Here is a 14,818-nt window from a genome sequence, read left to right on the forward strand (position 1 = left end):
CCTCTGTGGGACCGGGCGACAGCTCGGGAAGCGGGCGCCGCGGTGCGTCAGGTGGAACGCGGCGTGGCCTTCCCGAGCTTCGCCCGGTCCCACAAGGTAATTCCCACCACCGCCGCCATCCTCGGTAGGACCGGGCGACAGCTCGGGAAGCGGGCGCCGCGGTGCGTCAGGTGCAACGCGGCGTGGCCTTCCCGAGCTTCGCCCGGTCCCACAAGGTAATTCCCACCACCGCCGCCAGCCTCTGTGGGACCGGGCGACAGCTCGGGAAACGGGCGCTGTGGTGCGTCAGGTGCAACGCGGCGTGGCCTTCCCGAGCTTCGCCCGGTCCCACAAGGTAATTCCCACCACCGCCGCCATCCTCTGTGGGACCGGGCGACAGCTCGGGAAGCGGGCGCTGTGGCACGTCAGGTGGAACGCGGCGTGGCCTTCCCGAGCTTCGCCCGGTCCCACAAGGTAATTCCCACCACCGCCGCCATCCTCTGTGGGACCGGGCGACAGCTCGGGAAGCGGGCGCTGCGGTGCGTCAGGTGGAACGCGGCGTGGCCTTCCCGAGCTTCGCCCTGTCCCACAAGGTAATTCCCACCACCGCCGCCAGCCTCTGTGGGACCGGGCGACAGCTCGGGAAACGGGCGCTGCGGTGCGTCAGGGAGAACGCGGCGTGGCCTTCCCGAGCTTCGCCCGGTCCCACAAGGATTCCAACCGCCGCCATCCTGTGGGACCGGGCGACAGCTCGGGAAGCGGGCGCTGCGGTGCGTCAGGTGGAACGCGGCGTGGCCTTCCCGAGCTTCGCCCGGTCCTACCGCGAAACCCGCACGCGGCATCAGCCGTGTGGGACCGGGTGCTGCGGTTCGTCAGACGCTCAGCAACCGCTCGCGCAACTTGGCGATTTCGTCGCGCATCTGCGCCGCGGCTTCGAACTCCAGGTCGCGGGCCAACTGGTACATCTTCTCTTCCAACTGGCGAATACGCTTGGTGATCTCGCTCGGCGACCGCAGTTCGTTTTCGTACTTGGCGTTTTCCTCGGCGGCCTTGGCCATGCCCTTGCGCTTCTTGCTGCGCGAACCCGGCACGGTAGCGCCTTCCATGATGTCGGCGACGTCCTTGAACACCCCCTGCGGGGTAATGCCGTTGGCCTCGTTGAACGCCACCTGCTTCTCGCGGCGCCGCTCGGTCTCACCGATGGCCCGCTCCATGGAACCGGTCATGCGGTCGGCATACAGAATCGCCCGGCCGTTCAGGTTGCGCGCAGCCCGGCCAATGGTCTGGATCAACGAGCGCTCGGAACGCAGGAAGCCTTCCTTGTCGGCATCCAGAATGGTCACCAGCGACACTTCGGGCATGTCCAGGCCCTCACGCAGCAGGTTGATGCCCACCAGTACGTCGAAGGTGCCCAGGCGCAGGTCGCGGATGATCTCCACGCGCTCCACGGTATCGATGTCCGAGTGCAGGTAGCGCACCTTGACGTCGTGGTCGGCCAGGTAGTCGGTCAAATCTTCGGCCATGCGCTTGGTCAGCACCGTGACCAGTACCCGCTCTTCCTTGGCCACCTGCTTGCGGATCTCCGACAGCAAGTCGTCCACCTGGGTCAGGGCCGGGCGCACTTCCACCTGCGGGTCCACCAGGCCGGTAGGCCGCACCACCTGCTCGATCACGCGGCCCGCGTGCTCGCCTTCGTACGGGCCGGGCGTGGCCGACACGAAGATGGTCTGCGGGCTGACACTCTCCCACTCGTCGAAGCGCATGGGCCGGTTATCCAGCGCCGAAGGCAGCCGGAAGCCGTATTCCACCAGGGTCTCCTTGCGCGAGCGGTCGCCTTTGTACATGGCGCCGACCTGGGGAACGCTGACGTGGGATTCATCAATCACCAGCAGCGCGTCGGGCGGCAGGTAGTCGTACAGCGTCGGCGGCGGTGCGCCCGCCGGGCGGCCCGACAGGTAGCGGGAGTAGTTTTCGATACCGTTGCAGTAACCCAGCTCCAGGATCATCTCCAGGTCGAAGCGGGTGCGCTGCTCCAGGCGCTGGGCCTCTACCAGCTTGTCCTTGCCACGCAGGTACTCCAGGCGCTCCTGCAACTCCACCTTGATGCCCTCGATGGCGTCCAGCAGGGTTTCCCGGGGCGTCACGTAGTGGCTCTTCGGGTAAAAGGTGAAACGCGGCAGCTTGCGGATGACTTCGCCGGTCAACGGGTCGAAGGCCGACAGGCTCTCCACTTCATCGTCGAACAGCTCGATGCGGATGGCTTCCAGGTCCGATTCGGCCGGGTACACATCGATCACGTCACCGCGCACACGGAACGTCGCACGGGCGAAATCCATCTCGTTGCGGGTGTACTGCAGATCGGCCAGGCGGCGCAGCAGCGCGCGCTGGTCAAGCTTGTCGCCACGGTCCACATGCAGGACCATTTTCAGGTAAGTCTCTGGACTGCCCAGGCCGTAGATACACGACACGGTGGTGACGATGATGGCGTCCTTGCGCTCCAGCAACGCCTTGGTCGCCGACAACCGCATCTGCTCGATGTGGTCGTTGATGGATGCATCCTTCTCGATGAAGGTGTCCGACGACGGCACGTATGCCTCGGGCTGGTAGTAGTCGTAGTAGGAAACGAAGTACTCCACGGCGTTATTGGGAAAGAACGCCTTGAACTCGCCATACAGTTGCGCGGCCAACGTCTTGTTCGGTGCCAGCACCAGCGTCGGGCGCTGCACCTGGTTGATCACGTTGGCGATGCTGAAGGTCTTGCCCGAGCCAGTCACGCCCAGCAGAGTCTGGTGCGCGAGGCCGGCCTCGATACCTTCGACCATCTGGCGAATGGCTTCCGGCTGGTCGCCGGCGGGCTGGAAACGGGTGACGAGCTGGAACTCGGACATGACGAACCTCTTGGTCATCCGCCAGATCAAGCCTGCGGACGGAAACGATCACAGAGCGAAACCACGCCTGTATTTATAGACAGTACTTATACCTGAAGTAGGGCCTTGCTGCGCCGGTTTCAAGACGATGCCTACAAGGTTATTGGACCGCGCCTACTTGAAAATGACTAACGGTCGGAAAAAAAACCTCATTTGCCAGGGAAAACCTGCAGCAACCTGTCGCAGGCCCCAGAAAGGATCTCTATACTGACTCCCCGTTTGTGCACCGCTCTAGTGCATGTCTGGAGCTGTGCACCCCCCTCACTCTCCAATCAGAGCTACGGTAAAAATGAGCCTGTTTTCCGCTGTCGAATTGGCACCCCGCGATCCTATCCTGGGCCTCAACGAAGCCTTCAACGCTGACACCCGTACCGACAAGATCAACCTGGGCGTAGGCGTTTACAGCAACGAAGAGGGGCGAATTCCCCTGCTGCGCGCCGTCGTCGAAGCCGAGACCGCCCGCGTTGCCCAGCACGCAGCCCGTGGCTACCTGCCGATCGACGGCATCGCGGCCTACGACCAGGCCGTGCAGAAACTGCTGTTCGGCGCCCAGTCGCCACTGCTGGCCGAAGGCCGCGTGGTCACCGTGCAGGCCGTTGGTGGCACTGGCGCACTGAAAATCGGTGCCGACTTCCTCAAGCAGCTCTCGCCCAACGCCACCGTGGCCATCAGCGACCCGAGCTGGGAAAACCACCGCGCGCTGTTCGAAACGGCCGGTTTCCCAGTGCAGAACTATCGCTACTACGATGCCGCCACCAATGGCGTGAACCGTGCCGGCCTGTTCGAAGACCTGAACGCACTGCCCAACGGTTCCATCGTGGTGCTGCATGCCTGCTGCCACAACCCGACCGGCGTGGACCTGACCCCGCAAGACTGGAAACAGGTCCTGGAAACCGTCAAGGCCAAGGGCCACGTGCCATTCCTGGACATGGCCTACCAGGGCTTTGGTGATGGCATCGACGAAGACGCCGCCGCCGTGCGCCTGTTCGCCGAATCGGGCCTGACCTTCTTCGTCTCCAGCTCGTTCTCCAAGTCGTTCTCGCTGTATGGCGAGCGCGTTGGCGCGCTGTCGATCGTCACCGAGTCAAAAGACGAAAGCACCCGCGTCCTGTCCCAGGTCAAGCGCGTGATCCGCACCAACTACTCCAACCCGCCTACCCACGGCGCCATGATCGTCGCTACCGTGCTCAACAGCCCGGAACTGCGCGCCCAATGGGAAGCCGAACTGGCCGAAATGCGCCTGCGCATTCGCGGCATGCGCAACCAGATGGTCGAAGGCCTGGCTGCCGCCGGCGCCAACCGTGACTTCGGTTTCGTGGGCCTGCAGCGTGGCATGTTCTCCTACTCGGGCCTGACCGCCGAACAGGCCCAGCGCCTGCGCAGCGACTTCGGCATCTACGCCCTGGACACCGGCCGCATCTGCGTGGCCGCACTGAACCAGAGCAACATCGACCGAGTGATCAAGGCGATTGTTGCTGTCCTGTGATCCGATTTTTTTGCGGGAGGTCACTGAAAGGTTGACTTCCCCTTTTGAATCAGTAACATAGGCAGCAGATTCCGCGATAGCTCAGTCGGTAGAGCAAATGACTGTTAATCATTGGGTCCCAGGTTCGAGTCCTGGTCGCGGAGCCAAACATCACGAAGCCCCTCTTTCAGAGGGGCTTTGTCGTTTCTGGGGCATGGCCCCACCTTGGCCTGAGCCCATCTGTCATTTGGGTGCGTAAGGCTCCAACACCGGCTGCCCCTCGTCCTTCAGCACCCACACCAACAGCTTGGCCGGCCGGCTGGCGCTGGCATTGCGCGACACCAGATGCACGGTGCCAGCGGGTTCGTACCAGTATTGCCCGGCCTTGTAGGTCACCGGTGGCTGCCCTTGCAGCTGCGACACCACACTGCCTTCGAGCACGTATGCCATGACCGAACCGGGGTGGCTATGGGCGGCGGAGGCTTGGCCCGGGGCGTAGGTCACCGTCAACATCATGGCCTGTTTGCCAGGGGCGTTGGGCAGCGCCTGCTGCTGCAGAACCTCAACGTTGTCATGCCCCGCCTCATGGGCGCCGGCCAGGGGGCTGGCGCACAGGATGGCAAGGGTGAGCGCGGTGATGGCTTTCATCTTCGGAACCTCGAGTGGAGAATGAGGTTGAAGTTAGGCCCAATCACCCCGAGGGCAAAGAGCCAATGAAGCGGAAGATCAGGTAGCCATTGTGGCCGAGTGCATGGCAGCGAACCCTCAATCGGCGGGGCATGGGCCGATGGGGAAGAACTGGCCGCTGCTCCACACACCTAGCCAGCGCTGCCCTTGCCGTTCATGCACCACGGCCAGCTCCACCAACTGGTAGAAGACGTTGCGGTGCACCAGCGCTTCCAGGTTGCTGCGTACCAATACGTACGGGGCAGGCTCCTGGGTGTCGGGGTCGATCTCGACCCGCAGGGGGTGGTCGGCGTCAGCTGTCACGCTGTCTTCGACGTTGGTGACGAAGCGTAGCACCTGAGCCTCGCCCTGCCCTTGCACGTCCAGGGTCACTGCTACGAATGGCGCGTCGTCGACGGTGATGCCGACCCTTTCCACCGGGGTCACCAACACGTAATCGTCGCCATCACGCCGCAAGATAGTGGAGAACAGCCGCACCATCGGCTTGCGGCCTATCGGCGTGCCCAGGTAGTACCAGGTACCGTCCCGGGCGATGCGCATGTCGATGTGGCCGCAGAAGTCGGGGTTCCACAGGTGCACGGGCGGCAGACCCTTTTCGCTCTTGGGGATCTGGGCCAGCAGATCATTGGCCTTGCCTGTGCCACTCATGGGGTGCTCCTGTACGACGTTAGGGGCGGCTCATGCCCAGGAGGATACGAGCGTAATCCTCCAAGGGTGGCTGGAGCAAATCTTCCGGCTTCTGGTTGTGGATCGAGAACAGACCGCCGCGCATGCGAATGGTGGCGCTGTCGATCAGGTAGCGGGTGTTGGTTTCGATCAGCATGACCTGGATGATGCCGTTGTCCACGCCCTGGCGGTCGACCGCTTCCTGGTCGGACCATTCATCGAAGTTGCCGATGCGGTCGTCCGCAGCGGCGAAGCGGGTGTACAGCAGGTAGCTGGCACCGGCGCTGCGGGCTTCACCCAGTGCTTGCTCCAGGCCCAGCGGGGCACGGGCGCGACGGACCATGGGGAAGTACTGGATGAAACCGTCGAAGGCAGCTTCAGCCACGACATTGGGCTTTGGGTAAGCACTGCCCGGCGGGGCGAAGGCCCCCTGGCCGATGTAGATGAACGAATCGGGCTGCAGGCGGAAATTGTTCAGGCGCCGGGTGTTGCTGTGGTTCAGCACACCGGCGTCGCTCAACTGTTCGCGGGTGGCTTCACCCATGTCACTGACACTCATGCAGCCGCTCAGCGCCAACAGGGCGAGCAGCAGGACCAGGCTACGCATCTTTCCTCCAGAGGCCGGTGACGGAAAACCGGCGAATAGGCGCGTGATGCAGCTTTTGCGCCAGAATGAGGAAAGGCAAGGGTGAATCACAGGCCAGCCGCTGAGGGGGACTCGCCCGTGGCAACCCCGGAGCCTCAACCGCCGGTCGGCTCGCTGTCGCGTTTGCGCTTGTTGCCCATGCGCACGCCGATGTCCATCAGGAATTGGAAGAAGCCTTCCTGGTCTTCCAGCACGTTGCTCCAGAACGGCGAGTGGTACAGCGCCACGGCGCCGTGTACCAGAGCCCACGAGGCGCAGTAATGGAAGTACGGCGGTACGTCTTCGAGCTTGCCCTCGCTGATGCGGCCCTTGATGAGCAAGGTCAGGCGTTCGAAGTTCGAGGCGCGGATCTTGTGCAGCTCCTCGACCATTTCCGGCACCTGATTGCCCTTGACCACCTTCTCTTCCAGGCGGTCGAACAGCCGGTAACGCTGGGGGTCGCGCATGCGGAATTCGAAGTAGGCGCGCGACAGCGCTTCCTTGTCGCGGTCAACGTCGGCCGAGTGCAGCAATTCGTTCAAATCGCGCTCGTAGTCGAGCATCAGGCGCAGATAGATCTCCGCCTTGGACTTGAAGTGCTTGTAGATCGTGCCTTTGCCGATACCCACGGCGTCCGCGATCATCTCGACGGTGACACTGTCTTCACCCTGGTCGAGGAACAGCTTGAGCGCGGTGTCGAGGATTTCCTGCTCACGGCGACGAAATTCACGGACCTTGCGAGGTTCTTTCTGCATAAGATGAACTGGATCGAAATCGAAGCCCGGTATTATGCCTAAATCGCAGCAAATTGCACGCAAGTTCCAACCCGTTTACTGAGGATTGGCCAAAGCGCGGCAGGCTTGACCATCAAGTTTTTGACGCGCCGCCGGCCATCCTCGCCAAGCGGACTCAATGAACGGCGACGTATTCCAAATCTGTTTAAAAAATAATCAATCACAGGTGGAATAGTGTGAAAGGTAGCCAATACTTGAAGTGTCGGCGCGCTCATACCCCCCCAAGTGACACGCCGATAAAGGTGTCAAGGGAACGCACGCCTTTGTTTTACTCCTAATGGTCTTAACCCGGATTCACCCCCCAGAACCCGGGTTTTTTTTGCCTGTGATTCCGGCGAGCCCTGCCCCTACAGGTGGGCCAGGGGAAACAGACGCTTGAAGTTGGCAGTGGTCTGTTCGGCCAGTTGCTCATAGCTCTCGCCACGGACCAGCGCCAGGAATTCGGCGACTTCGCGCACGTACTGGGGCAGGTTGGGCTTGCCGCGGTACGGGATAGGCGCCAGGTAGGGCGAGTCGGTTTCCACCAGCAGACGATCGGCGGGCACTTGGCGCGCCACATCGCGCAGGGCCTCGGCGTTGCGGAAGGTGACAATGCCGGACAGGGAAATGTAATAGCCCATGTCCAGGGCCGCCTTGGCCATGTCCCAGTCTTCAGTGAAACAGTGCAGCACGCCGGCCTGGGGCAGTTGCGCTTCGCGCAGCAACTCGAGGGTGTCGGCGCGAGCGCCGCGGGTGTGGATGATCACCGGTTTGCCGGTGGCCTTGGCCGCTTGCAGATGCAGGCGGAACGAGGCCTGCTGCAGCTCGGCCGCTTCCGGCTCGTAGTGGTAGTCCAGGCCGGTTTCGCCGATGGCCACCACGCGGGGGTGGTCCAGTTCGTCCAGCAGCCACTGCAGCGCCGGGGCTTCACCGGGCTTGAGGTCAAGGGGGTGGATACCGACCGAGCAGTCCACGTCGCTGTAGCGCTCGGCCAGGGCCTTGACGGCGCCGGCGTTGTCGGCGCTGACGCCGATGCACAGGAAGTGCCCTACCCCGCGGTCACGGGCTGCCTGCAGGGCCGCATCAAGGGAACCGTCGTGCTGGGCCAGGTCCAGACGATCGAGGTGGCAGTGGGAATCGACAAGCATGGGCATTGGGCAACTTACATCGTATGGGTGGGGCGGTCGGACTTGATGGCGCCCGCCAGGTAGGTTTCGATCTTGTTGCGCGCAGTGTTGTCACCATCGTTGAACTGCACGCCGACGCCCGCGGCACGGTTGCCCTGGGCGCCCTTGGGGGTGATCCAGGCCACACGGCCGGCCACCGGGATCTTTTCCGGCTCATCCATCAGGTTCAGCAGCATGAACAACTCATCACCCAGCTTGTAGCTCTTGGTGGTGGGAATGAACAGCCCGCCGTTCTTGATGAAGGGCATGTACGCTGCGTAGAGCACCGACTTGTCCTTGATGGTCAGGGACAGGATGCCGTTGCGCGGGCCGGGACTGACTGGCTGATTCATGAGTACTCCTTGATTGCGCCTGGTTGCAAGGGCCCGCCTGGGCGCGCCCCGCCACGCTTTTTCATGCCTGGCCGGGCAGACCCGCCCAGGACACCAGCAACGCTTCGAGCAACAGCACACGGTTGAGGTTAGCCTTGGACAGCACCTTCTGGCGCTGAGCGAGAATCCAGTCCTGCACCGCCAGTACCTTGCCCTGCCCACTCTTCTGCGCCAGGTACTGCACCACCTTGCGCATGTCCTGCAAGCCTAACCCCTCCTCATCCTGCGTCAACTGGTAACGCAGGATCAGGTTGGACCAGTCGCAGAACCAGTCGAACAGCAGCAACAACGGGATGGCGTTCCAGCTTTCGGCCAACTGGGTGGGCGAGGCCTGCTGCTTGAGCAGTTTCTTCACGCCCTCGACCACCAGTGCCCGCTGTTCGACCACGCCCTGGGCCTGCAAGCTGACCGCCACCAGGGGCGACCCCGCGGCCAGGGTCAGCAGGTCCTCGCGCTGTTCGTCACTGCTATCCGGCAGTGCCGTGCCCAGCCACGCCAGGCTCATGGCGTGGCTGGGCAGCGGACAGGCCTGCTGCACGCAGCGGCTCTTGATGGTCGGCAGCAAACGGCTGGGCTGATGGCTGACCAGCAGCAGCACGGTATTGCCAGACGGCTCTTCGAGGCTTTTGAGCAAGGCGTTGGCAGCGTTGATGTTCATCGCCTCCACCGGCTCGATCAGTACTACCTTGCGCCCGCCCAACTGCGCGGTCTGCACCACGAAACCGACCAGGTCGCGTACCTGGTCGACCTTGATGGCCTTGTCGGCCTCTTCCGGCTCCAGAATGTAATTGTCCGGATGGCTGCCCGCGGCCAGCAGGTGGCAGGATTTGCACTGGCCACAGGCCGCCAGACCCACCGGGTGCTGGCACAGCAGCAACGCCATCAGGCGCTCGGCCAGGGCGCGCTTGCCGATACCCTGGGGGCCATGCAGCAAATAGGCGTGGGCGTGCTGGCTACGGCCGGCCAGGTGCTGCCAGAGGCTGTCTTGCCACGGGTAGGCCTCAGCCACGGCAGCGTGCCTCGATGGCCGGCAGCAGGCCGTCCAGTTGCTGCTGTACTTCGGCCAGGGTCAGCGCCGCGTTGACCAGGGTGTAGCGCTCTGGCGCAGCCTGGGCACGGGCCAGGTAGGTGTTGCGCACAGCCTCGAAGAAGGCGCGCCCTTCCTGTTCGAAACGGTCCAGGCGGCCGCGGGCGGTGGCGCGAGCCAGGCCGACTTCCACCGGCAGGTCGAACACCAGGGTCAGGTCGGGGCGCAGGCTGCCCTGAACGAAATCTTCGAGGCTGGCGATGCGCGCCTGGCTGAGGCCGCGGCCGCCGCCCTGGTAGGCGTAGGTGGCGTCCGTGAAACGGTCGCACAGCACCACCGCGCCGCGCGCCAGCGCCGGGCGAATCACTTCGCTCAGGTGCTGGGCGCGGGCAGCGAACACCAGCAGCAGCTCGGTGTCGGCGTGCATGGCTTCGTCGCTGGGGGCCAGCAGCAATTCGCGAATGCGCTCGGCCAGCGGCGTGCCGCCGGGTTCACGGGTCAGCACCACGTCCAGCCCGGCAGCGCGCAGGCGTTCGGCCAGGTACTCGCGGTTGGTGCTCTTGCCCGCGCCTTCGGGCCCTTCTAGGGTGATGAATAAACCGGTCACTGGCTGTCCTTCTGAGAATCATGGGGCGCATCGGCGCTGTTGTCCGTGGCCGTGTCAGGGCTGCCCGGGGGCTGAGTGCCCTGCTCCTGGCCCGGCTGCGGTGCCGGCAGCGGCACGGGCGCGGGGCTGGAGCGGTAGTCGGCGCGGCGCTTGAGCTGAAATTCGCGCACGGCGTTGTTATGGGCTTCCAGGTCATCGGAAAACACATGACTGCCGTCGCCACGGGCGACGAAATACAGGCTGGTGCCGCTGGCTGGGTTCAGGGCCGCGTGCAGCGCCTCGCGACCGACCATGGCGATCGGCGTCGGCGGCAGCCCGGCGTTGGTGTAGGTGTTGTAGGGCGTGGCCTCGTGAAGGTCGGCGCGGGTCAGCTTGCCGGTGTAGCGTTCGCCCATGCCGTAGATCACGGTGGGGTCGGTCTGCAACAGCATCCCGGTCTGCAGACGGCGCACGAACACACCGGCGATCTCGGCGCGTTCCTGCGGCACACCGGTTTCCTTTTCCACCAGGGACGCCATGATCAGCGCCTGGTAGGGCTCGGTGTACGGGGCCTCGGGGGCGCGGTCGGTCCACTCCTTGGCCAGCACTTCGTCCAGGCGGCTGTAGGCCTGGCCCAGCAAGTCGGCGTCGGTCACGCCGCGCACGTACTTGTAGGTGTCAGGGAAGAAACGCCCTTCGGGGAACACGCCTTCGTGGCCCAGGCGGGTCATGACTTCGGCGTCGCTGAGGCCGGCCAGGGTGTGCTTGAGCTTTTCCTGCTTGTCCAAAGCGGCGCGCACCTGGCGGAAGTTCCAGCCTTCCACCAGGGTCAGGTTGTACTGCACCACTTCACCGCGCTTCCATACGCCCAGCAGGTCCTGCAGGGTCATGCCGGGCGTCAGGCGGTACTCGCCGCTGTGCAGCGGTTGGCCGGCCAGGTTGAAACGCCAGTACAGGCGCAGCCACAGAGCATCACGCAACGTGCCCTTGGCCTGCATGCGGTTGAAGGTACCGGTCGGGGTGGAGCCGGCGGGCACATCCAGCAGCTCTTCCTGGCTGACGTTCAGGGTTTGCTCAAGTGCGCTGTGCACCTTCCAGGCAGCGGCACCCAGGGTAAGGCCTGCCAGAATCACCAGGGTTTCCAGCAGCACCAAGAATTTACGTCTCACGAATCACACATCCAATACTGCGCGGGCAAGGCTCTGCAGTTTACGGGTGAGCGGCCCGGCAGACCAGTTCAGGGAAACAAAAGCATACACAGGCCAGATCCCGTACACGCTGTTGCAGACAAAGACCTCGTCAGCGCGCTCGAGGTCGGCCGGCCACAGGTCGCGCACCTGCACGCTGATGCCCAGGCGTTCGGCCTGGGCCAGCAGTTCGGCACGCATCACGCCCGCCACGCCACAGCGGCTCAGGTCGGCGGTCAGCAGGTGGCCGTCGTGCACCAGAAACAGGTTGCTGAAAACACCTTCGATCAACCGACCGGAGGTATCGCGCATCAGGCCTTCGGCAAAATCCGGGCTGCTCCATTCGCCGCGCGCCAGCACCTGCTCCAGACGGTTGAGGTGCTTGAGGCCGGCGAGCAACGGCTGCTCGGCCAGGCGGGTCTGGCAGTCGAACAGGCGAACGCCCTGCTCGGCATAGGAAACGGGGTAGGCAACGGGCGGGTTGCCCAGCACCAGGCGCCGGGGTGGCGCCAGGGGATCGGCGGCGTAACCCCGCTGGCTATCGCCGCGGGTGACGACGAGCTTGAGCACGCCTTCACCCAGCTGCGCGGCCGCGGCCAGCAGTTCGCCCTCCACCAGGCCGACATCCAGGGCAATCGCAAGGCGCGCACCACCTTCCGCCAGGCGGTGCAGGTGACGCGCCAGCAGAACCGGCTTGCCCGACGTGACAGCGATGGTTTCGAACAACCCATCGCCGTAGGCCAGCCCCCGGTTCTTCACCGCGAGGGTGTCGGCCGGCTGGCCGTCGACCCAACTGAACATCAACCGTTGAACCGGCGGAACACCAGCGAGCCGTTGGTACCACCAAAGCCGAACGAGTTGGACAGCACCACATCGATGGGCATGTTGCGCGCCTGATGCGGGACGAAGTCCAGGTCGCAGCCTTCATCGGGCTCGTCCAGGTTGATGGTGGGCGGCGCGACCTGGCTGTTGATGGCCAGGACACTGAAGATCGCTTCCACCGCGCCCGCGGCACCCAGCAGGTGACCGGTCATCGATTTGGTCGAACTGACCGCCAGCTGGTAGGCGTGGTCGCCGAACACCGACTTGATCGCCGACGCTTCCGCCAGGTCGCCGGCCGAAGTCGAGGTGCCGTGGGCATTGATGTACTGCACGTCGCTGCCATTGACACCGGCATCGCGCAGGGCGTTGGCCATGCAGCGTGCCGCGCCGGCGCCATCTTCGGGCGGCGAGGTCATGTGGTAGGCGTCGCCGCTCATGCCAAAACCGATCAGCTCGGCGTAGATGGTCGCGCCACGGGCCTTGGCATGCTCCAGCTCTTCGAGCACCAGCGCGCCGGCGCCGTCGGACAATACGAAGCCATCACGGCCCTTGTCCCACGGGCGGCTGGCCCGGGTAGGCTCGTCATTGCGGGTGGACAGCGCGCGCGAGGCACCGAAGCCGCCCATGCCCAGGCCACAGGCCGCCATCTCGGCGCCGCCGGCGATCATCACGTCGGCTTCGCCGTAAGCGATGTTGCGCGCAGCCATGCCGATGCAGTGGGTGCCGGTAGTGCACGCCGTGGCGATGGCATAGTTAGGCCCCTGCACACCCAGGTGGATGGACAGGAAACCGGAAATCATGTTGATGATCGAACCCGGCACGAAGAACGGCGAAATCCGACGGGGCCCGGAGGCGTGCAGGATCTTGCAGGTTTCCTCGATGTTGGTCAGCCCGCCGATACCCGAGCCCATGGCCACGCCAATGCGCTCACGGTTGGCATCGGTCACTTCCAGGCCGGCGTTACGCACGGCTTGAAAACCGGCCGCCAGGCCGTACTGAATGAACAGGTCGAGCTTGCGGGCTTCCTTGACCGACAGGTACTCCTCGACGTTGAAGCCTTTGACCGAGCCGCCAAAACGGGTGGAGTAGGCAGAAAGGTCGGTATGCTCGATCAGACCAATGCCACTGCGGCCAGCCAGAATGCCCTGCCAACTGCTCGGCACGTCCGTGCCCAGTGGCGACAGCATACCCATACCGGTGACCACGACGCGTCTACGCGACACAGCGCTCTCCTTATTCTAGGAACAACTCTTTACGTCTCATCTAAAGAAAAAACCGCACGCCAGCAATGGCAGTGCGGTTTTTCCATGCAAGAAGCTGCGATTACACAGTCTTAAGCCTGGTGGCTGGTGACGTAATCGATAGCGGCTTGAACAGTAGTGATTTTCTCAGCTTCTTCGTCAGGGATTTCAGTCTCGAATTCCTCTTCCAGAGCCATCACCAGCTCAACGGTGTCAAGGGAATCGGCACCCAGATCTTCAACGAAGGAAGCAGTGTTCACGACTTCTTCTTCTTTAACGCCCAGTTGCTCGGCGACGATTTTCTTGACGCGTTCTTCGATGGTGCTCATACCTTGTTTTCACTCCTAAATGGACATAAGTCAGGCAGCTGGCCGGTGTGTAAGTTTATAGGAAGGCTTCGGCATTTCAAGCTGAAAGCGTCACCACCCGATCACACCTGCCCGCTGTCTAGAATTTGGTTGCAGCTTTATAACGGATTTTAGACAGCACGTATGACATTTTTTTGAAGCAATCCGTCACATTTCACTTACATGTACATGCCGCCGTTCACCGGGATAGTAGCACCGGTGACATAGGCTGCACCTTCCGAGGCCAGGAAAGCCACCACTTTCGCGATTTCTTCGGCCTGGCCCAGGCGACCCAGGGGAATCTGGGTCTGCAAGGCTTCACGCTGCGCTTCGGGCAGTTCACGGGTCATGTCGGTGTCGATGAAGCCAGGGGCCACCGAGTTGACCGTGATCGCACGCGAGCCGACTTCACGGGCCAGCGCGCGGCTGAAGCCCTCCAGGCCCGCCTTGGCGGCAGCGTAGTTGACCTGGCCGACGTTGCCCATGGCACCGACGACCGAACCAATGCTGATGATACGACCCCAGCGTGCCTTGGTCATGCCGCGCAGCACGCCCTTGGACAGCCGGTACAGGCTGTTGAGGTTCGTATCGATGACATCATGCCATTCGTCGTCCTTCATGCGCAGCATCAGATTGTCGCGGGTGATGCCGGCGTTGTTGACCAGAATGGCAGGGGCACCGAACTGTTCGGTGATGGCAGCCAGGACTGCGGCGACGGATTCGTCGCTGGTCACATTCAGCTCGAGGCCGGTGCCCTGCACGCCATTTTCCTTGAGGGTGGCGGCAATGCGCTCGGCACCGGAAGCCGAGGTGGCGGTACCGATGACGGTAGCGCCCATGCGGCCCAGTTCCAGGGCGATGGCCTGGCCAATGCCACGGCTTGCGCCGGTAACCAGTGCGACTTTACCTTGCAGGCTCATGCAGGCTT

At 63.5% G+C, this 14,818-nt stretch carries 15 protein-coding genes and 1 tRNA gene; 2 read left to right on the forward strand and 14 right to left on the reverse strand.

Features of this window, described 5'->3' with window-relative positions; genetic code table 11:
- Positions 1 to 851: 851 nt before the first annotated feature.
- A complete protein-coding gene (uvrB, locus tag QBK88_RS13615) occupies positions 852 to 2,867 on the reverse strand; it encodes an excinuclease ABC subunit UvrB (protein ID WP_277962410.1) in 2,016 nt (671 codons plus the stop codon).
- Positions 2,868 to 3,195: 328 nt separating this feature from the next.
- Here uvrB and QBK88_RS13620 point away from each other — a divergent pair, with 328 nt between their 5' ends.
- Together QBK88_RS13620 and QBK88_RS13625 are read left to right on the forward strand one after the other, a co-directional pair.
- Entirely contained in the window at positions 3,196 to 4,392 is a 1,197-nt protein-coding gene (locus tag QBK88_RS13620; RefSeq protein ID WP_277962411.1) for an amino acid aminotransferase, read from the forward strand.
- 70 nt (positions 4,393 to 4,462) lie between these two features.
- A tRNA-Asn gene (locus QBK88_RS13625) sits at positions 4,463 to 4,538 on the forward strand.
- A gap of 76 nt (positions 4,539 to 4,614) precedes the next feature.
- Here the strand turns inward: QBK88_RS13625 and QBK88_RS13630 are convergent.
- The 13 genes from QBK88_RS13630 to fabG form a co-directional block, all read right to left on the reverse strand.
- Positions 4,615 to 5,019 (reverse strand): cupin domain-containing protein, encoded by a 405-nt coding sequence (locus QBK88_RS13630; RefSeq protein WP_277962412.1) that lies wholly within the window; start codon positions 5,017 to 5,019, stop codon positions 4,615 to 4,617.
- A gap of 117 nt (positions 5,020 to 5,136) precedes the next feature.
- Positions 5,137 to 5,706 (reverse strand): DUF1285 domain-containing protein, encoded by a 570-nt coding sequence (locus QBK88_RS13635; protein ID WP_277962413.1) that lies wholly within the window; start codon positions 5,704 to 5,706, stop codon positions 5,137 to 5,139.
- Between the two features lie 19 nt (positions 5,707 to 5,725).
- Positions 5,726 to 6,331 carry a DUF4823 domain-containing protein gene (locus QBK88_RS13640; protein WP_277962414.1) on the reverse strand — a complete coding sequence of 202 codons (606 nt, stop codon included), beginning with the start codon at positions 6,329 to 6,331 and terminating at the stop codon, positions 5,726 to 5,728.
- Positions 6,332 to 6,465: 134 nt separating this feature from the next.
- Positions 6,466 to 7,104 (reverse strand): TetR/AcrR family transcriptional regulator, encoded by a 639-nt coding sequence (locus QBK88_RS13645; protein ID WP_158155969.1) that lies wholly within the window; start codon positions 7,102 to 7,104, stop codon positions 6,466 to 6,468.
- 386 nt (positions 7,105 to 7,490) lie between these two features.
- The gene (locus QBK88_RS13650) at positions 7,491 to 8,270 is read right to left on the reverse strand and encodes a TatD family hydrolase (protein ID WP_277962415.1); all 780 of its coding nucleotides are present in this window, start codon (positions 8,268 to 8,270) and stop codon (positions 7,491 to 7,493) included.
- Positions 8,271 to 8,284: 14 nt separating this feature from the next.
- Positions 8,285 to 8,641 (reverse strand): PilZ domain-containing protein, encoded by a 357-nt coding sequence (locus QBK88_RS13655; protein ID WP_027977476.1) that lies wholly within the window; start codon positions 8,639 to 8,641, stop codon positions 8,285 to 8,287.
- A 61-nt stretch (positions 8,642 to 8,702) separates the two neighbouring features.
- Positions 8,703 to 9,689: a DNA polymerase III subunit delta' gene (locus QBK88_RS13660; protein WP_277962416.1), complete on the reverse strand. Its 987-nt coding sequence runs from the start codon at positions 9,687 to 9,689 to the stop codon at positions 8,703 to 8,705.
- Complete coding sequence (tmk, locus tag QBK88_RS13665; protein WP_277962417.1) at positions 9,682 to 10,314, reverse strand: dTMP kinase; 633 nt, start codon at positions 10,312 to 10,314, stop codon at positions 9,682 to 9,684. Before tmk ends, QBK88_RS13660 begins: the two co-directional genes overlap by 8 nt.
- Positions 10,311 to 11,462 (reverse strand): endolytic transglycosylase MltG, encoded by a 1,152-nt coding sequence (gene mltG / locus QBK88_RS13670; protein WP_277962418.1) that lies wholly within the window; start codon positions 11,460 to 11,462, stop codon positions 10,311 to 10,313. Before mltG ends, tmk begins: the two co-directional genes overlap by 4 nt.
- 3 nt (positions 11,463 to 11,465) lie before the next feature.
- Positions 11,466 to 12,281 (reverse strand): aminodeoxychorismate lyase, encoded by an 816-nt coding sequence (pabC, locus tag QBK88_RS13675; RefSeq protein ID WP_277962419.1) that lies wholly within the window; start codon positions 12,279 to 12,281, stop codon positions 11,466 to 11,468.
- Positions 12,281 to 13,525 carry a beta-ketoacyl-ACP synthase II gene (gene fabF / locus QBK88_RS13680; protein ID WP_277962420.1) on the reverse strand — a complete coding sequence of 415 codons (1,245 nt, stop codon included), beginning with the start codon at positions 13,523 to 13,525 and terminating at the stop codon, positions 12,281 to 12,283. The genes pabC and fabF overlap by 1 nt, the downstream gene beginning before the upstream one ends.
- A 110-nt stretch (positions 13,526 to 13,635) precedes the next feature.
- A complete protein-coding gene (gene acpP, locus QBK88_RS13685; RefSeq protein ID WP_003175607.1) occupies positions 13,636 to 13,872 on the reverse strand; it encodes an acyl carrier protein in 237 nt (78 codons plus the stop codon).
- 197 nt (positions 13,873 to 14,069) lie between these two features.
- Positions 14,070 to 14,810, reverse strand: a complete 741-nt coding sequence (gene fabG, locus QBK88_RS13690; RefSeq protein WP_268149675.1) for a 3-oxoacyl-ACP reductase FabG — start codon at positions 14,808 to 14,810, stop codon at positions 14,070 to 14,072.
- Positions 14,811 to 14,818: the final 8 nt, after the last annotated feature.

The sequence above is a fragment of the Pseudomonas sp. RIT-To-2 genome (assembly GCF_029623465.1).
In the GTDB taxonomy this organism is placed as follows: domain Bacteria; phylum Pseudomonadota; class Gammaproteobacteria; order Pseudomonadales; family Pseudomonadaceae; genus Aquipseudomonas; species Aquipseudomonas silvicola.